Origin of the sequence: Delftia sp. WSY_10, assembly GCF_043104705.1 — a bacterium.
GTDB lineage: Bacteria > Pseudomonadota > Gammaproteobacteria > Burkholderiales > Burkholderiaceae_C > Comamonas > Comamonas tsuruhatensis.
In genome coordinates, this window is record NZ_JBICKY010000035.1 from 124,425 (window position 1) to 139,222 (window position 14,798).

Sequence of the window (14,798 nt, forward strand, 5' to 3'; positions counted from 1 at the left end):
GGAGCGCGACTACGCACTAGAGATCCTGCTGCGCCGCCTGCACCAGCTCCGAGAACACGGACGCGCTGCCCAGCCGTTCGGCCGCCAGCAGCGCCAGCTTGACCAGGAACAGCTCAGACCGCTGCGGGCCCGCCGTGTCGATGGCTGTGGCCAGCTGGTCGTAGACAGTTTCCAGGCCGGCGATATCGAGGGTGTGGGGTGATGTCTGTTCTTGGCTCATGCCGGAACTCCTTGCGTGCAGGTGGCGTTGTCGATGGCCGATTGCAGGCGCCGGGCATCCAGCGCCAGCCAGCGCGCGCAGACATGCTGATCGGGCCGCAGCAGATAGGCGGCGCCGGGCGGGTGCCCTGCCGGCACGCCATGGCGTGCACGGCAGCGGCCATCTGCATCGGCCAGGGTCAGATCGGCACCCTGGACCGGCTGCGCGGCCGCCTGGCTGGAGATGGCCACGATGCGCAGGCCCACGCCACGGCCGCGCGCCATCCTGGCAACTTCGCACCACTGGGCAGGCACGGGCGTGCCATCGGTGAAATACAGCAGGTCGAATCCACCGCCCAGGTGGTCCAGCAGATAGTCATCGGGCCCCAGGCGCAGGTTCAGCGGCGGTGCGCCATGGCCAGGGCCGGCTTCAAACAGGTGGTTGTCGTCATCCGCGCTGTTGAGCGGCGAGTGCGCGTATTCGTGCGGCCGGGAGGTGCGCCAGTGGTACAGCGGCCGCACGAATTCCTGGGTGAGCGACAGCGACAGCACGGCATCGCGCACCAGCCGGAAGCCGCGCGAGGGCGGCGCCATGAAGCGCGTGCTCTTGCCGGCCTCTTCGACAATCTCGCGCGCCGCGCCCACGCGCTCGCCGCTGTAGCTGTCCAGCAGCCTCACCGGCGCCACGCCGCGCGCCACCAGGGCCAGCCGCCAGGCCAGGGCCTGGGCATCCTGAAAACCCGTGTTGGCACCGCGCACGCCGAAGATGGGCAGCATGTGGGCCGCATCGCCCGCGAAGATCACGCGGCCGTGCACATAGTCCGGCAAGGTCAGCGCGCGGGCGGAGTAGACCGAACTCCAGTCCATTTCCCAGGGCGTGCCGCCGAAGCCGATCATCTCCAGCTGCGCGTCGATGCGCGCCTTGAGCGATTCGGGCTGCAGCGCCTGCTGCGCGTCCTCGCCCGCAGGCAGTTGGTAGTCCACGCGCCAGATGCCATGCGGCTCGCGGTGCATCAGGATGGTGTTGCCGGGGTTCCAGACCGGGTCGAAGAAGGCCAGGCGCTCCGTGGGCAGTGGCAGGTCGATGCGGATGTCGGCGATCACGAAGCGGCCCTCGTACGACGCCCCCTCCATCACCAGGCCCATGGCCGTGCGTATGCCGGAGCGGGCGCCATCGGCGGCGACCAGCCAGTCGGCCTCCATCGCATACGGGCCTTGCGGCGTGTCCACTTCCAGCCGCGCCTTTGCGGCGGCGTCGCTGCCGACCTGCTCCACCCGGTCCACGCGGTTGCCCCAGCGCAGTTCGATCAGCGGATGGGCCAGCACCGCATCGACCAGGTATTCCTCCAGGTACTGCTGCTGCAGATTGGTCATGGGATGGAAGCGATCGTCATCGCTGTGCGGCGCCTCCATGCGGAACACGCGCTGCCCCCGGTAGAACGAGTTGCCACAGCGCCAGGGCAAGGCGTTCGCCATGACCCGCTCGGCCACGCCCACCTGCTGCAGGATCTCCATGGAGCGGCGCGTGAAGACGATGGCGCGGCTGCCTTCGGACACCTGCAGTTCGGACTCCAGCAGCACGCAGCGCTGGCCGTGGCGCGCCAGCTCCAGCGCCGTGGTCAGCCCCACAGGGCCCGTGCCGACGATGACGACAGGATGGCGCTGCACCCCTGGATGCTGCGAAGGCAGCCAGGGCTGGTGCACCCGGTACCGGTAGTAGATGGAATGCCGCGGCTGGGCATGGGGCTGGTGCATGGATGTCTCCGTCTTGCGTCTTGCGTCTTGCGTCTTTGTGAGGCCGCAGTGTAGGCAGCCCCCGCTCCGGCAATGTCCCCGGATGGGGACAGACAGGACCCTTCAGCCCCCAGGCTCAGGACAGCGCCTCGGGCTCCATCAGCAAGGCAAACAGCTCGCGCTGCCCCTGCACGCCCAGCTTGCCGCAGACGCGCTTGAGATAGGTCCGGGCACTGGCCACCGTGATGCCCAGGCGCTGCGCCAGCCGCTCGGTGTCCAGCCCCTCGACCACGCAGCGCACCACGTCCATATCGCGTTGCGTGAGATGCGCAAAGCGCCGCGCCAGGCGCGCCAGCACCAGGCCCGCCAGATCGTCCTGCAGGGCCTGGCCCGCGTAATGCAGGCGCATGGCCTGCATGACCAGCGGAGCAAAAGCCTCGATGCGTGCAATGGACTGCGGGTCAAAGCCGCCGTGCTCCTCACCCCGGTACAGATTCACCGCCAGCCAGCGTGCGCCGGTCTGCAGGGTCAGCAGCGAAAGCCGCTCCACCAGGCGGGGCAGGTCATAGCAGACACGGCGGTACTCGGGATGGCTCACGTCCGAAGGCTTCTGGCGATGGAGCCAGACGCGCGCTGGCGCCTGGGGATTGCGCTGCTGCCGCGCCAGCTCGGCCTGCATCACGCGCTGCGCGCCGTCCAGTGGATAGAAGCGCTCGCTGTAATCCTGGGAAATCAAAGGCAGTGCGCCTGTGCGTGCCCGGTCCCCGAACCCCACGATGCGCGGCCGAGATCGCCCCTGGAACGAAAAGATCGTGCACTGCGCCAACGGCACATGCCGGCCCAGCAGGTGCAGCAGTTGCCCGGCCACCTCGTCGCTGCTGGCGCTGGAGCGGCCCACCTGCTCCAGCAGCGCCGTCACATCGCCCAGCGGCACAGGCAGGCTGGCATCGCTGGCGCAGGCAGGTGCCAGCAGCCAATGGCTGCGGACGGTGTCATTGCTCATGGGTGCGGGAACAGGCTGTGGCAGGAATGCAAAAAGGCCGGTGCATTGCGCAGCCGGCCTGGGTGAAGATGTTGGAATGATAAATCCAGCGCAGCGAGGCCATTGCCTGCTGCGTTCCTGTCGACGGTCGTTGGAGCCGCTCAACCTGGCCGGATGGCCCTTGGCTGCACGGCTGCAGCCATCACCATTCGCCTACGTTGCGAATGCGCTGGTCCAGGTCCAGAGGAAGGCCGCCACCGGCGGCTTCATGGTCCTGGCCTGCCTGCTCCAACGCCATGGGCGGAGGACTGAAATGATCGCGGCCAAAGGTGTGTTCGGTGAGAACGGGATCGCGGGAAGGTGGGGTGTTCATGGTTGCGCCTCCTTGACAGAAAGCTTACTGCGAATCTTTCACGATTTCTGTAGGACAAACCTGGATGCAACCCTCTGAAGCTGAAATGACACAAGGTACGCATGCTCACAAATGTGTAGCGCTTCGTAATAAAGGCGTAATAAATCCATGCGCCAAACACCGAGCCAGGGGCAATCGGGTAAGCTTGCCGCCCTCCATGCCACAGACACTCCGCGCGCCTGCGCACAGCGAACTCCTCATCAAGAAAAGCCGTTTCATCGGCTGCGTGCAGCCCATGGCCGACCGCGCCAGCGCCCAGGCGGTGGTCGATGCGCTATGGCGCGAGCACCCCGGCGCCGCCCATGTCTGCTGGGCGCTGCTGGCAGGCGGTCAGTCGGCAGCCGTCGATGACGGCGAGCCCAGCGGCACGGCAGGCCGCCCCATGCTGGACGTGCTGCGCCACCAGGACCTGGAAGGCGTGCTGGCCACCGTGGTGCGCTACTTCGGCGGCGTCAAGCTGGGCGCCGGCGGCCTGGTCCGTGCCTACACCGATGCCGTGGCCCAGGCCTTGCTGACCGCCGAAAAGGTGACGCTGCAGCGCATGCAATTGCTGCGCTGCAGTGTCCCTTATGCGCTCGAAGGCCTGGTGCGGCGCGAGATCGAGGCGGCAGGCGCCGAATTGCTCCAGGTCGAGCATGGATCGCTGGTGCAGTTCGATCTGCGCCTGCCGCAGTCGCAGGCTGAAGGCTTTGTGAGCCGCCTCAACGAGAGCGGTCAAGGACGCGTGGGCTGGCTGGAAGTCCACCCCAGCGAATGAGATGCGCCGGGCTCAAGCAGTTCAACCGGCCACCAGAAACCGCTGCGCCAGCAGCACCCAATAGGCGGCTCCCACGGCGATGTTGTCGTCGTTGAAGTCATAGCCCGGGTTGTGCACCATGCAGGCGCCTTGCTCGCTTCCCTCGCCATTGCCAATCAGCAGATAGCTGCCTGGCACGCGCTGCAGCATGAAGGCAAAGTCTTCGCTGCCCGGCAAGGGTGGCGCCTGCAGCGTGACATGTTCCGGGCCCAGCAGCTCCAGCGCGATCTGGCGCGCGAAGTCCGTCTCCTTGGGCGTGTTGACCAGCACGGCATAGCCGGGTCGCCAGTCGAGTTGCGCCTGCACGCCGAAGCTCTCGGCCTGCGCACTCACCAGGTCGCGAATGCGCTGCTCCAGCAGCCTGCGCACATCGGCATCCAGCGCACGCACGCTCAACTCCAGCACCGCGCTGTGGGCGATCACGTTGTTGGCCTTGCCCGCATGGATGGCGCCCACGGTCACCACCGCCATCTGCAGCGGATCGATGTTGCGCGAGACGATGGTCTGCAAGGCCATGACGATGCTGGCGGCCGCAACGATGGGGTCGGCCGCGCGGTGCGGCATGGCACCATGCCCGCCCACCCCGGTGAGCGTGAGCGTGGCGTAGTCGGAAGACGCCATGGCTGCGCCCTCGCGCAGCGCCAGCCTCCCTTGGGGCATGCCCGGCATGTTGTGCATGGCAAAGATGGCGTCGCAGGGGTGGCGCTCGAACAGCCCGTCTTCCATCATGCGCAAGGCCCCGCCGCCGCCCTCCTCCGCAGGCTGGAAGATCAGCGTGAGCGTTCCGTCGAAGCCGCCGTGCTCGGCCAGATGCCGGGCCGCCGCCAGCAGCATGGCGGTATGGCCGTCATGCCCGCAGGCATGCATCACGCCGTCATGCGTGCTGGCGTGGGCGAAGGCATTGGCCTCGGTGATGGGCAGCGCATCCATGTCGGCGCGCAGACCCAGACGCCGGCTGCCGCTGCCGCGCACCAGCCGCCCCACCACGCCCGTGCCGCCCAGGCCGCGTTCCACCTCGTATCCCCATTGCTCCAGTTGCTGCGCGACCAGGGCGCTGGTGCGATGTTCCTCGAAGCCGAGCTCGGGGTGCCTGTGGATGTCGCGGCGCAGCTCGACGAAGGCTGCGGCCGAGCCGCGCAAAGTGTCCAGAAGGGTGTTCATGTGCGGCGTCTCACTGGGGTTGCAGGCGGATGGAGCGGGCAATGCTGCGGTAGCGGGCCGTCTCGGCCTCATAGAACTGCGCCGCTTCGGCCAGCGACATGGGCGCCGCGGCCAGTTGGGTCTGCAGGGCCAGTTGCTCGCGCACGCCCGGGTCCTTGAGCATGGCGCCTATCGCCTGGTGCAGCCTTTTCACCACCTCCTGCGGCGTGTCCTTGCGCACCAGGAAGCTGGTCCAAGTCTTGTAGGCGAAGTTTTTCAGCTCCCGGCCCTCACGCACCGTGGGCACATTCTTGAGCAGCTCCGATCGCTGCTCCCCCAGCTGGCCCAGGATCTTGAGCCGGCCCTGCTCGGCCAGCGCGCCCATGGCAGCGCTGTAGACGAGCACAGCGAAATCGACCTGCCCGCTGCCTATGTCCTGCAGCAGCGGCGCATTGCCCTTGTAGGGCGCATGCATGAGTTGTATGCCGGCGTCCTGCTGCACCTTCTCCAGGATCAGGTGGTAGAGCGAGCCAATGCCGACACTGCCGTACGACAGCGGCCGGCTGGCGCTTTTGCGGGCCAGCGCGATCAGCTCATCCACGTTGCCGGCCTCCAGGTCCTTGCGAGCGACGAAGACCATCACGGCCTCGGCCACGGGATGGACCAGGCGGAAATCCTCGGCCTTGAGCCGCACGGCGGCATTGGCCAGCGGCGACAGGATCACCTCGTTGGGCGAGCCCTGGAAGACGTAGTGCCCGTCAGGCGGAGCGGCCAGCACTTTCTGCGCGGCCATGGCGCCGCTCACGCCGCCCAGGTTCTCCACGATGACCTGCTGGCCCAGCGCCTTGGACAGCGGCACGCTGAAGATGCGGGCAATGGCGTCCGAAGGGCCGCCGGCCGGATAGGGAACCATCAGGCTCACGGGCCTGGAGGACGGGCTCTGCGCACAGGCCAGGGCCGCGCTCAGCAACAGGCCGGCGCCCGTCAGCCAAACGCGCTGGAACAAAAATCTCATCATGTCTCCTTGGTGGATGGCTCCGGCTCGGTCGGCCGGATACGCGGCATCCTAGGAGCCGGGTCATCGAACGTCCAATGCATTGTTGGCTGCATTAGCATGAGTTTCATGCAGACTTCAGGGCGCGAAAAATCATGACGCTGGTGCAGCTCAGGCATCTCATATCGGTGGCGCAGACCGGCTCCTTCAGCCGCTCGGCCGAGGCCATGCATCTGACACAGCCGGCCCTCAGCCGCAGCGTGCGCGCGCTGGAGCAGGAGCTGGGCATACCCTTGTTCGACCGCATCGGCCGCCACAGCGAACTCACAGCCTTCGGCCGCGAGATGCTGGGACGGGCGCGCGCCCTGGTGGCCGAGGCCGACGAGCTGCGTGACAGGGGGCGCCAATTGCGCGAGGGTGCGGCCGGCACCGTGCGTGTGGGCCTGGGATCGGGCCCCGGCGCAATATTGATGACGCCGTTCCTGCAGCACATGACCGTGCACCATCCCGGCGTGCGAACCGAGGTGGCGCGCGGCAGCACCGATCTGCTGGTGCACTCGCTACGCGAGCGCCTGCTCGACGCCCTGGTCGTGGACCTGCGCGCGCTGCGGCCCGCACCCGACCTTGCGCTGGACGTCGTGCACGAAATGCGCGCCGCCTTCATGTGCCGCACCGACCATCCACTGGCCCGCCTGCAGCGGGATCTGCGCTTCGAGGATGTGCAGCGCTACCCCGTCGCCTCCACCCCATTGAGCGACCAGGTGGCCTGGCTGCTGGTGGAGACCTATGGCGCCACGGCCCACCCGACGCGGTTCGTCACACTGCAGTGCGAGGAGCTGCCCAGCCTCGTGGACGTTGCGCGCAACAGCGACACCGTGCTGCTGGCCGTGCGCGCCGTCGCCCCGGACCTGGCCGAATTGCCCATGGACCCGCCCATGCGCAGCACCGCCCGCTTCGGGCTGGTCACGCTGCGTCAGCGCAGCGAGGCGCCGACGCTGGCAATCCTGCGAGGGCTGATGGTCGATTTGATGTGCGATGGCCCTCCAGCCGTCGCATAGGCAAGGCCTCTGCCCTGCCCTGCCCGGCCAGGCTGAGGCCTCTGCAAGGGCCGACAAGGACCACAGGTAGCGCTTCAGCGGCAGTCTTGGGTCGGCCACCAGGGATATGCGAAATCGGCTTGAAACGAAGGCAGTTGTGCTCAAAACAGAAAATGATCATCGATCAGTTTTTGCTGGACATCTTTACCCATTCCAACCAATGAAGAATATCCACCAAAAGAGTAAATTGGATTTTCCAATGACCACATCCCTATACTATTTGCTTGGACTCCACATGACCAAAAAGCCGCAATGGCAACTGACACTGCCGCTGTAAATCTTGCATATCGCTTTTTCATAAAATCACCTTTTTTGGATTTGAAATGATTTCAGGCTTTCATGGCGCACACAGGTTCTGTATGAAAGCGTGCGTCGCAAGCTGCGTGACTTCGCTTTTGCCTGTCATATAGCAGCCATCCTGGCTCAGTGCCGAGGCCGCACTGTTCTCGCCGCCTGCGAGGGTTCCCTGGTCCACCGTGCCGCCCAAGGGGGTCCAGGTGATGGCGTGCGAACTTCCGTCGGCCAGTTCGCTGTGGCCCGCCACCGTTCCGTTGTCACCGATATCCACCACACGTGCATTCATGCCGCCAGGCAGCGGAGGAATATCGCGGATGACACCGGTCTGGCTGTTCCAGTAATAGGGCATGCTGCGCCCGTATGCCAACTGGTAGTGCCCAATCACCTCGCCGAGGATGTTGAGATCGACGCCGCTGTTTCGCGCGGGCGGGGACGATATGGACAGCACCTGCGGACTGGAGGACGAGTTGAGCCAGACGACGGTGCGTCCACCTTGGGCACCAAAATCGCAGTAGCCCATGATGCGGGTATTGACGACGGTCTTTGCGCGGCAGAAGACGGCATTGAGAGGCAGGTTCAGGGCCGTGGCCATATAGCCGCCCAGAACTGCGGCAGACCAATAGACAGGACGCGGATGCCCGCTGTTGTCGGGACAGTTGCCCACGATGCCCGGCATGTTGCCGCCCACCACGAAATTGTCGACATCGGACGGCACGCAGTTGGTGCTGTTCAGGCCCAGCAGGCCCGCCGGCAGCGCGCGTGCCGTGGTTTCATTGTTGCGCCACATGACAGGGCGGGCCGTGTTGCTGCCGCTCAGGCTGACGCCTGCCACATAGCCGCCCTGGTTGAATGCCGTGGGCATGCTGCGCACATCGAGCGTCAGCGGCTGCAGTGTCTGCACCGTGGCCGGCGTGGCCGCATTCCAGAACACGCCCACGGACACCGAATTGCCGTCCAGGCAGCTGCCCACCACCTGGCCGCTATTGGTGATGGCCGCCGCGTTGCAGTTGCGCCCCGGCGACAGGCGCACAAGGTCTGCCGCACTGCCCGGCGCCAGCGACACGAAGCCTGCGGACGAGCCGTCGCTCTCTGCACAGGCGCCCACGACATGGCCGCTGTTGTTGATGTCCAGGCCCACGCATTGCGGGCCTGCCGACGTGCCCACGTCCTGCATGGGCAGCGCCTGCGCGGCCGGCAGTGCCAGCAACGCAAGGCACGCAACGGAAAAATTCAAATGCTTTGGCTGAAGGCGCATGAAGGGTTCTCCTGAAAAAGCAAAGAAGTCGTTCATGGAAATCGGGCGCCGAACAGGAAATCCGCATGGGGCTTGGCATATGCGCGCCGGTGCAGACGCTATTTCCGTGATCCGCGTCCCGGCCCCACGATAGGCATCGCGGTATGGAGCCGTCCATCCGAGCAGCAATCAAAACAACAAAAACAATCAACAAAATCAAAAGCTTGCAAAAGAATCCCCCATCAATAATTGTCTCATCGGCATCCGGGATTCAGGCCATGCCACAGCGCAGCGCCATATGAATGGGAGCTTTCCATGGCAATCAAACACTGCCTGACATCCGACAGCGCATGGCCGAATGGCGCAATTCGCCGCCGCTGGAGTCCGGCAGAACTGCTGGCACTCGAACGATGGGCTGGCGTCCTGCCCGTGCAGGTGATCTGCCGCCGGCTGGACCGCAGCGAGCGCGCCGTTCGCTGCCAGATGCACAGGCGCGGCCTGAGCACCCGGGTCCGCGAGGGCGTCGGGCTGCGGCAGGTCTGCGAGGCCCTGCAGTTGTCCGCCCGGACGGTGAAGGCCTTCATCCTCGATGGCCGCCTGCGCCTGCACAGCGCACAGGTGCACGGCGGGGTGGTGGCGCAGCTTGATTGGTCCCTGCGCCGCTGGCTGCAGACGGCACAAAGCCGCTTGTGCCGTGTCAGCCATTTGAGGGTTACCGAGACATCCCTCAGGCGCTTTGCGCGGGAAGCGGATTTCGGCGCATCAGGCAGCCGCACGGACGCGGCATGGCAACACTGGGCATCCGGCTAGCCCCTGCGCGGCACGGGCCGAGCCTGAATGTCCAGCAGCGGTTTCGGCCCTTCGCCTACGACTGCCGCGAGCGCCAGCATGCAGACTGGCACGCATGTCCCATGGCAGGCGAGGCAGTCATCTCGACCATCTGTCGGCACTTCAGTCGGCACTTCAGTCAGCACTCCCGTCGGCACACCTTTCGGCACATCCACCGGCAGCGGAGACCTCCACGGGACCTGGTGCCACAGTCAAAGGAATCAGACAGCATGAAAAACCCACCCACCACCGCCCTCGACGTGATCATCGTCGGTGCCGGATCGGCCGGACTGTCGGCATTGCGCGAGGTGCGCAAGCACACGGAGCATTTCGCCATCGTCAACGACGGGCCCTGGGGGACGACCTGTGCGCGGGTGGGATGCATGCCGTCCAAGCTCCTGATCGAGGCGGCCAACGCCTTCCATGCACGCCATCACTTCGATGCCTTCGGCATACGCGGCGCGAGCGGGCTGCAGCTGGACCTGCCCGCCGTTTTGCGCCGCGTGCGCAAGCTGCGCGACGAGTTCGTGGCAAGCACGATCAAGGCCACGGAGGGCCTGGGCTGGCGGGCCATCGACGGGCGTGCCAGGCTGCTGGCGGCCAATCGGATCGAGGTCAATGGCAAGGTGCTGGCTGCGCGCAAGCTCATCCTCGCTCCGGGCTCCAGCCCCGTGGTGCCGGAGGAATGGAAGCGCTTTGGCAAGCGCATCCTGACCACCGACACCTTGTTCGAACGCAAGACGCTGGGCCCGCGCGTGGCCGTCGTCGGCCTGGGTCCGCTGGGCGTGGAGATTGCACAGGCGCTGGCGCGGCTGGGACTGGAAGTCACCGCACTGGGACGCGGCCCGAAGCTTGCCGGCCTGTCCGACCCGAATGTCACCGACGCATTGCGGCATCTGCTTGAGAAAGAGATGACGGTGATCACCGACCACGCGGCGCAATTGAGCAAAGGTCCTGACAACACCATCGTCGTGCGCGCAGGCGATGCCCGCATCGTCGTGGACCACGTGGTGGCCGCCATGGGCCGACGCCCGCAGCTGGAAGGCCTGGGGCTGGAGACGCTGGGACTTGAGCTGGACGAACACGGCCAGCCGCCCGTGAGCCGCGAGACACTGCAGGTCGGCGAGCTGCCGCTGTTCCTCGCGGGCGATGCCAATGGCGACCGCCCCTTGTTGCATGAGGCCGTGGACGAAGGCCATATCGCGGGCACCAACGCCATGGCAGAGAACGTGGCCTGCTTCGAGCGGCGCACGCCGCTGTCCATCGTCTTCAGCTCGCCCAACGCGGCCGTCGTGGGCCAGCCCATGAAGGCGCTGCTGGGGCAGGACTTCGTGGTGGGCCGCGTGGATTTCGCGCACCAGGGGCGTGCGCGCGCTGCGCAGCACAACGCGGGCCTGCTTCACGTCTATGCGGACCCGGCCAGCGGCCGGCTGCTGGGCGCGGAAATGTGCGCGCCGGCCGGCGAGCATCTGGCCCATCTGCTGGCCCTGGCCGTGCAGCAGCAACTGACCGTGCATGAGTTGCTGCGTGCGCCCATCTATCACCCCGTGCTGGAAGAGGGCCTGCGCACCGCCCTGCGCGACGCGGTGCGCCAGCTGCCCCAGCAGCCGCCCTCCGACCTGGGCAACTGCGATTCTTTGCCCATGGACGATTGATCGCGCGCGGCCCAGGGCCGCACGCGGATCAAGCCTGGGGGGCGCTCTGCGGTGCGCTTACTTCCGACAGCGTCCACCCGCCATTGCCATCGACCGCCAGCGCGTGGGTATGGAAACCCGCCAGCGTGCTGCGGTGGCCCACGCTCACCAGCATGGTCGAGCGCATCTGCTCGCGCAGCAGCGTGTACAGCGCATGCTCCAGGCCCTCGTCCATGGCCGAGGTGGATTCATCGAGAAAGACGATGGCGGGCCGGTTGAACAGCACGCGCGCAAAGGCCAGGCGCTGCTGCTCGCCAATCGACAGGATGCGGGACCAATCCTGGTTGACATCCAGCTTGTCGGCCAGATGGGCCAGGCTGACCTGGCGCAGCGCCTGTTGAAGGCGCTCGTCGTCCTGCGGTGAAGCATCCATCGGATAGGCAATGGCCGTGCGCAGGTCCCCCAGCGGCAGATACGGGCGCTGCGACAGGAACAGCGCCTGGTGGCCGCCCGGGCGGCCCACCGTGCCCTGGGCATGCGGCCACAGGCCGGCAATGGACCGCAGCAAGGTGGTCTTGCCGCTGCCCGAAGGCCCCTTGATCAGCAGCGCCTGGCCGGGAATGAGCTTGAGTTGCAGGCCGCTGAGCAGGTGGTGGCCGTCCGGGCGGCTGACCTGCAGGTCCTCGATGTCCAGGGCGCCGGGCTGCTCTCTGTGGACGACCTGGGGCAGTTCGCGGGTCTGGGCATTGGCATCCAGAAAGCCGCACAGGCGATCAAGCGCAGCGCGGTACTGGGCGAAAGTGTCGTAGGAGGTTCGGAAGAAGGACAGCGCATCCTGCACCTGCCCGAAGGCCTGCGAGGTCTGCATCACATCACCGAGCTTGATGGCACCGCTGAAAAAGCGCGGCGCCTGCAGCAAAAAGGGAAAGACCACGGCCACCTGGTTGACGGTGAGGTTGAAGCCGTCGAACTTCAGGCTGCGGTAGACCAGCGCCCAGACATTGGCGATCAACGCCGAAAAGCGCGTCAAAAGCGTGTTGCGTTCGATGGCGGCGCCTTGGTAGAAGGCGATGTTCTCCGCGTATTCGCGCACGCGCACCAGGGCGTAGCGGAAGTTGGCAGTCAGCCTCTCGTTCAGGAAGTTCAGCCGGATCAGCGGCTGGCCCAGGCGAAAGGCGATCAGCGTGGCGACGATCACATAGAGGTAGACCGCGAACACCATGGCCCGCGGAACCTCCACGCCCGCCACCGCGATGGGCGCGGACAGCCCCCAGAGAATGCCCGTGAACGCCACCAGCGAGACCACGGCGCTGACGGCACCCAGCGCCAGGGTCAGCGAGTTCGAGACAAAGGTGTTCACATCCAGCTCGATGCGCTGGTCGGGGTTGTCCACCGGCTCGTCCAGAAAGTGGCTGCGATAGTAGGAATCGCCGCGCATCCAGTCGGTGGTCACGCGCTCGTTGAGCCAGACCCGCCAGCGGATGCGAAACGCCTGGTTCACATAGAAATTGAACAGCTCGCGCAGGATGTGGACCGTGGCCAGCACCGCAAAGATACCCAGGAAGCGCCAAAAGCCCTTCTGGTCCAGTTCCTGCAGCGCGCTGTAGAAGCCGTTGTACCAGTAGGAAAACAGCACGTTCATGCGCACCGAGACCAGGGCCAGCACCAGCAGCAGCGTGAACACCAGCAGCGGCCACCAACTGTTTCTGGGGTGCAGGAACGGGCCGGCCAGCTGCCAGAACTGCCGACCCCAGCGGGTGAATCGAACCACCAGCAGCGCCACGGCCGCGAAAGCCACGACGGTGATCACTGAGGCCGCCGCCAGCCAGACCAGGCTTTCCTGCAGCGCCTTGCTCCAATCCATGTCCATGTCGGAGATCCTCGGGTTGTGTGGGTGGAGAGAATCTACTCCTGTTCAGACAGGCCGGCGGGCAGGCCTGGGCGCATGCCGGCAGCAAGCCATCTGCGCTTGCAATGCCCCCATCGCCGTTGCCGATGGGGCCGCTGCCGACAAGGCCGCTGCGCAGGATTAACATTCCGTGCGTGCCGCCCCGGCGGCAGGCACGAAGACAGGACCGGCCCGCGCGGTTCCCCCCACGACAACAGCGATGCCCTCCCGGGGCCCTGCCCGGGCGGCTCAGACACAAGCCAGAACATGCCCGCATCGCCGCCCCAGGCCCACCCGCCACACGACCCCGCCGATGTGCCGGCCCGGCGCCCCGCCCCCGCCAATCTGCGCGATCTGTTCTGGTCCTTCACATGGCTGGCCCTGCAGGGCTTTGGCGGTGTGCTGGCCGTGGTACAGCGCGAGCTGGTCGAGAAAAAGCGCTGGCTGACCAATGAAGAGTTTGTGGAGGACTGGGCCGTGGCCCAGATCATGCCCGGCCCCAATGTGGTCAACCTGTCCATCACCATTGGCGAGCGCTACTTCGGCTGGCGCGGTGCCGTGGTGGCCGTGTGCGGCATGCTGTGCTTTCCCATGCTGCTGGTGCTGACGCTGACCGTGATCTATTCCCAGCTGGCCGACCACCCCGCCGTGGCCGGCGCGCTGCGCGGCATGGGCGCCGTCGCAGCCGGCCTGGTGGCGGGCATGGGCCTGAAGCTGGCCAGCACGCTGAGCCGCCACCCGCTGGGGCGCTGGTGCAGCGCGGGGCTGGCGCTGGCCTCGTTCATTGCCATGGCGGTGATGCGCATTCCGCTGGCCTGGGTGCTGCTGGTGGTCGGCGGCGCGGGTTGCGTGCTGACCTGGAGAAAGCTCACGCCATGAATGCTGCCCACCAGATTGCACTGAGCCTGCAGCCCGCCGACTGGTTGCAGTTGCTGCTGTATTTCCTGACGCTGTCGCTGATGGCCGTGGGCGGGGCCATTGCCACGGCGCCCGACATGCACCGTTTTCTGGTCGATGGCCATGGCTGGCTCAGTGAGGCGCAGTTCAGCTCCTCCATCGCCATTGCCCAGGCGGCGCCCGGGCCCAATGTGCTGTTCATCGCCCTGCTGGGATGGAACCTGGGCCTGAACGCAGGCGGAGGCACGGGCCTGCTGGCCTGGGCCTTTGGAGCACTGGGCGTGACCATCTGCATGGTGGGCATCCTCTTGCCCAGTTCGCTGCTGGCCTGGCAGGCATCGCGCTGGGGCCAGCGCAACAGGAACCGGCGCGGCGTGCGGGCCTTCAAGCAGGGCATGGGCCCTCTGGTCATCGGCCTGCTGCTGGCCACGGGCTGGCTGCTGGGCACGGGCAGCGGCCGCCCCGCCCAGGATTGGCGCCTGTGGCTGCTGACCCTGGTCTGCGCCCTGCTGGTCTGGCGCACGCGCATCCACCTGCTGTGGCTGCTGGGCGCCGGCGCGGCGCTGGGAGCGCTGGGCTGGATCTGAGCGGATGCGCGAGAGGGAGGGGACTGCCCCGGTTGTGGGTCAAAAGGAGCCGCCATGGCGCAAGCCCCTTCCCTCCCCCT

At 66.5% G+C, this 14,798-nt stretch carries 15 protein-coding genes; 6 read left to right on the forward strand and 9 right to left on the reverse strand.

The window, feature by feature from the left end:
* Positions 1 to 16 precede the first annotated feature (16 nt).
* From ACF8ML_RS16285 to ACF8ML_RS16300, 4 genes are all read right to left on the reverse strand, one after another.
* Entirely contained in the window at positions 17 to 220 is a 204-nt protein-coding gene (locus tag ACF8ML_RS16285; RefSeq protein WP_016447131.1) for a hypothetical protein, read from the reverse strand.
* On the reverse strand, positions 217 to 1,953 hold the full coding sequence (locus ACF8ML_RS16290; protein WP_392407412.1) for an FAD-dependent monooxygenase: 1,737 nt from the start codon (positions 1,951 to 1,953) through the stop codon (positions 217 to 219). Before ACF8ML_RS16290 ends, ACF8ML_RS16285 begins: the two co-directional genes overlap by 4 nt.
* Before the next feature lie 115 nt (positions 1,954 to 2,068).
* Complete coding sequence (locus ACF8ML_RS16295) at positions 2,069 to 2,935, reverse strand: helix-turn-helix transcriptional regulator (RefSeq protein WP_047472808.1); 867 nt, start codon at positions 2,933 to 2,935, stop codon at positions 2,069 to 2,071.
* Between the two features lie 181 nt (positions 2,936 to 3,116).
* Positions 3,117 to 3,287, reverse strand: a complete 171-nt coding sequence (locus tag ACF8ML_RS16300) for a hypothetical protein (RefSeq protein WP_016447134.1) — start codon at positions 3,285 to 3,287, stop codon at positions 3,117 to 3,119.
* A 196-nt stretch (positions 3,288 to 3,483) separates the two neighbouring features.
* Between ACF8ML_RS16300 and ACF8ML_RS16305 the strand changes: the two genes are divergently transcribed.
* Positions 3,484 to 4,083 carry a YigZ family protein gene (locus ACF8ML_RS16305; protein WP_016451681.1) on the forward strand — a complete coding sequence of 200 codons (600 nt, stop codon included), beginning with the start codon at positions 3,484 to 3,486 and terminating at the stop codon, positions 4,081 to 4,083.
* 21 nt (positions 4,084 to 4,104) lie between these two features.
* Here the strand turns inward: ACF8ML_RS16305 and ACF8ML_RS16310 are convergent, their stop codons facing one another.
* Together ACF8ML_RS16310 and ACF8ML_RS16315 are read right to left on the reverse strand one after the other, a co-directional pair.
* Entirely contained in the window at positions 4,105 to 5,283 is a 1,179-nt protein-coding gene (locus ACF8ML_RS16310) for a M20 aminoacylase family protein (protein ID WP_209669037.1), read from the reverse strand.
* A 10-nt stretch (positions 5,284 to 5,293) separates the two neighbouring features.
* Positions 5,294 to 6,277, reverse strand: coding sequence for a tripartite tricarboxylate transporter substrate binding protein (locus ACF8ML_RS16315; protein WP_047327354.1), 984 nt, complete (start codon positions 6,275 to 6,277; stop codon positions 5,294 to 5,296).
* Positions 6,278 to 6,411: 134 nt separating this feature from the next.
* On the opposite strand from ACF8ML_RS16315, the gene ACF8ML_RS16320 reads away from it, so the two are divergent.
* Positions 6,412 to 7,314, forward strand: a complete 903-nt coding sequence (locus ACF8ML_RS16320) for a LysR family transcriptional regulator (protein WP_392407413.1) — start codon at positions 6,412 to 6,414, stop codon at positions 7,312 to 7,314.
* Positions 7,315 to 7,454: 140 nt separating this feature from the next.
* On the opposite strand, the gene ACF8ML_RS16325 is transcribed toward ACF8ML_RS16320, so the two are convergent.
* Positions 7,455 to 7,652 (reverse strand): hypothetical protein, encoded by a 198-nt coding sequence (locus tag ACF8ML_RS16325; protein WP_133073094.1) that lies wholly within the window; start codon positions 7,650 to 7,652, stop codon positions 7,455 to 7,457.
* Positions 7,653 to 7,690: 38 nt separating this feature from the next.
* Positions 7,691 to 8,905 (reverse strand): HAF repeat-containing protein, encoded by a 1,215-nt coding sequence (locus tag ACF8ML_RS16330; RefSeq protein WP_392407415.1) that lies wholly within the window; start codon positions 8,903 to 8,905, stop codon positions 7,691 to 7,693.
* Positions 8,906 to 9,199: 294 nt separating this feature from the next.
* Between ACF8ML_RS16330 and ACF8ML_RS16335 the strand changes: the two genes are divergently transcribed.
* Both ACF8ML_RS16335 and ACF8ML_RS16340 read left to right on the forward strand, forming a co-directional pair.
* Positions 9,200 to 9,694 carry a hypothetical protein gene (locus tag ACF8ML_RS16335; protein WP_392407417.1) on the forward strand — a complete coding sequence of 165 codons (495 nt, stop codon included), beginning with the start codon at positions 9,200 to 9,202 and terminating at the stop codon, positions 9,692 to 9,694.
* Between the two features lie 248 nt (positions 9,695 to 9,942).
* Entirely contained in the window at positions 9,943 to 11,367 is a 1,425-nt protein-coding gene (locus ACF8ML_RS16340; RefSeq protein ID WP_392407418.1) for a dihydrolipoyl dehydrogenase, read from the forward strand.
* Positions 11,368 to 11,395: 28 nt separating this feature from the next.
* Here the strand turns inward: ACF8ML_RS16340 and ACF8ML_RS16345 are convergent, their stop codons facing one another.
* Positions 11,396 to 13,216, reverse strand: a complete 1,821-nt coding sequence (locus ACF8ML_RS16345) for an ABC transporter ATP-binding protein/permease (RefSeq protein WP_392407420.1) — start codon at positions 13,214 to 13,216, stop codon at positions 11,396 to 11,398.
* A 285-nt stretch (positions 13,217 to 13,501) separates the two neighbouring features.
* Between ACF8ML_RS16345 and ACF8ML_RS16350 the strand changes: the two genes are divergently transcribed.
* Both ACF8ML_RS16350 and ACF8ML_RS16355 read left to right on the forward strand, forming a co-directional pair.
* Complete coding sequence (locus ACF8ML_RS16350) at positions 13,502 to 14,113, forward strand: chromate transporter (protein ID WP_017403921.1); 612 nt, start codon at positions 13,502 to 13,504, stop codon at positions 14,111 to 14,113.
* Entirely contained in the window at positions 14,110 to 14,718 is a 609-nt protein-coding gene (locus ACF8ML_RS16355; protein WP_017403920.1) for a chromate transporter, read from the forward strand. The genes ACF8ML_RS16350 and ACF8ML_RS16355 overlap by 4 nt, the downstream gene beginning before the upstream one ends.
* Positions 14,719 to 14,798: the final 80 nt, after the last annotated feature.

Excerpts from the sequence above, each read along its gene's own strand:
- ACF8ML_RS16285 (WP_016447131.1), bottom strand. The coding sequence starts at position 220 with ATGAGCCAAGAACAGACATCACCCCACACCCTCGATATCGCCGGCCTG.
- ACF8ML_RS16290 (WP_392407412.1), bottom strand. The coding sequence starts at position 1,953 with ATGCACCAGCCCCATGCCCAGCCGCGGCATTCCATCTACTACCGGTAC.
- ACF8ML_RS16295 (WP_047472808.1), bottom strand. The coding sequence starts at position 2,935 with ATGAGCAATGACACCGTCCGCAGCCATTGGCTGCTGGCACCTGCCTGC.
- ACF8ML_RS16300 (WP_016447134.1), bottom strand. The coding sequence starts at position 3,287 with ATGAACACCCCACCTTCCCGCGATCCCGTTCTCACCGAACACACCTTT.
- ACF8ML_RS16305 (WP_016451681.1), top strand. The coding sequence starts at position 3,484 with ATGCCACAGACACTCCGCGCGCCTGCGCACAGCGAACTCCTCATCAAG.
- ACF8ML_RS16310 (WP_209669037.1), bottom strand. The coding sequence starts at position 5,283 with ATGAACACCCTTCTGGACACTTTGCGCGGCTCGGCCGCAGCCTTCGTC.
- ACF8ML_RS16315 (WP_047327354.1), bottom strand. The coding sequence starts at position 6,277 with ATGAGATTTTTGTTCCAGCGCGTTTGGCTGACGGGCGCCGGCCTGTTG.
- ACF8ML_RS16320 (WP_392407413.1), top strand. The coding sequence starts at position 6,412 with ATGACGCTGGTGCAGCTCAGGCATCTCATATCGGTGGCGCAGACCGGC.
- ACF8ML_RS16325 (WP_133073094.1), bottom strand. The coding sequence starts at position 7,652 with ATGAAAAAGCGATATGCAAGATTTACAGCGGCAGTGTCAGTTGCCATT.
- ACF8ML_RS16330 (WP_392407415.1), bottom strand. The coding sequence starts at position 8,905 with ATGCGCCTTCAGCCAAAGCATTTGAATTTTTCCGTTGCGTGCCTTGCG.
- ACF8ML_RS16335 (WP_392407417.1), top strand. The coding sequence starts at position 9,200 with ATGGCAATCAAACACTGCCTGACATCCGACAGCGCATGGCCGAATGGC.
- ACF8ML_RS16340 (WP_392407418.1), top strand. The coding sequence starts at position 9,943 with ATGAAAAACCCACCCACCACCGCCCTCGACGTGATCATCGTCGGTGCC.
- ACF8ML_RS16345 (WP_392407420.1), bottom strand. The coding sequence starts at position 13,216 with ATGGACATGGATTGGAGCAAGGCGCTGCAGGAAAGCCTGGTCTGGCTG.
- ACF8ML_RS16350 (WP_017403921.1), top strand. The coding sequence starts at position 13,502 with ATGCCCGCATCGCCGCCCCAGGCCCACCCGCCACACGACCCCGCCGAT.
- ACF8ML_RS16355 (WP_017403920.1), top strand. The coding sequence starts at position 14,110 with ATGAATGCTGCCCACCAGATTGCACTGAGCCTGCAGCCCGCCGACTGG.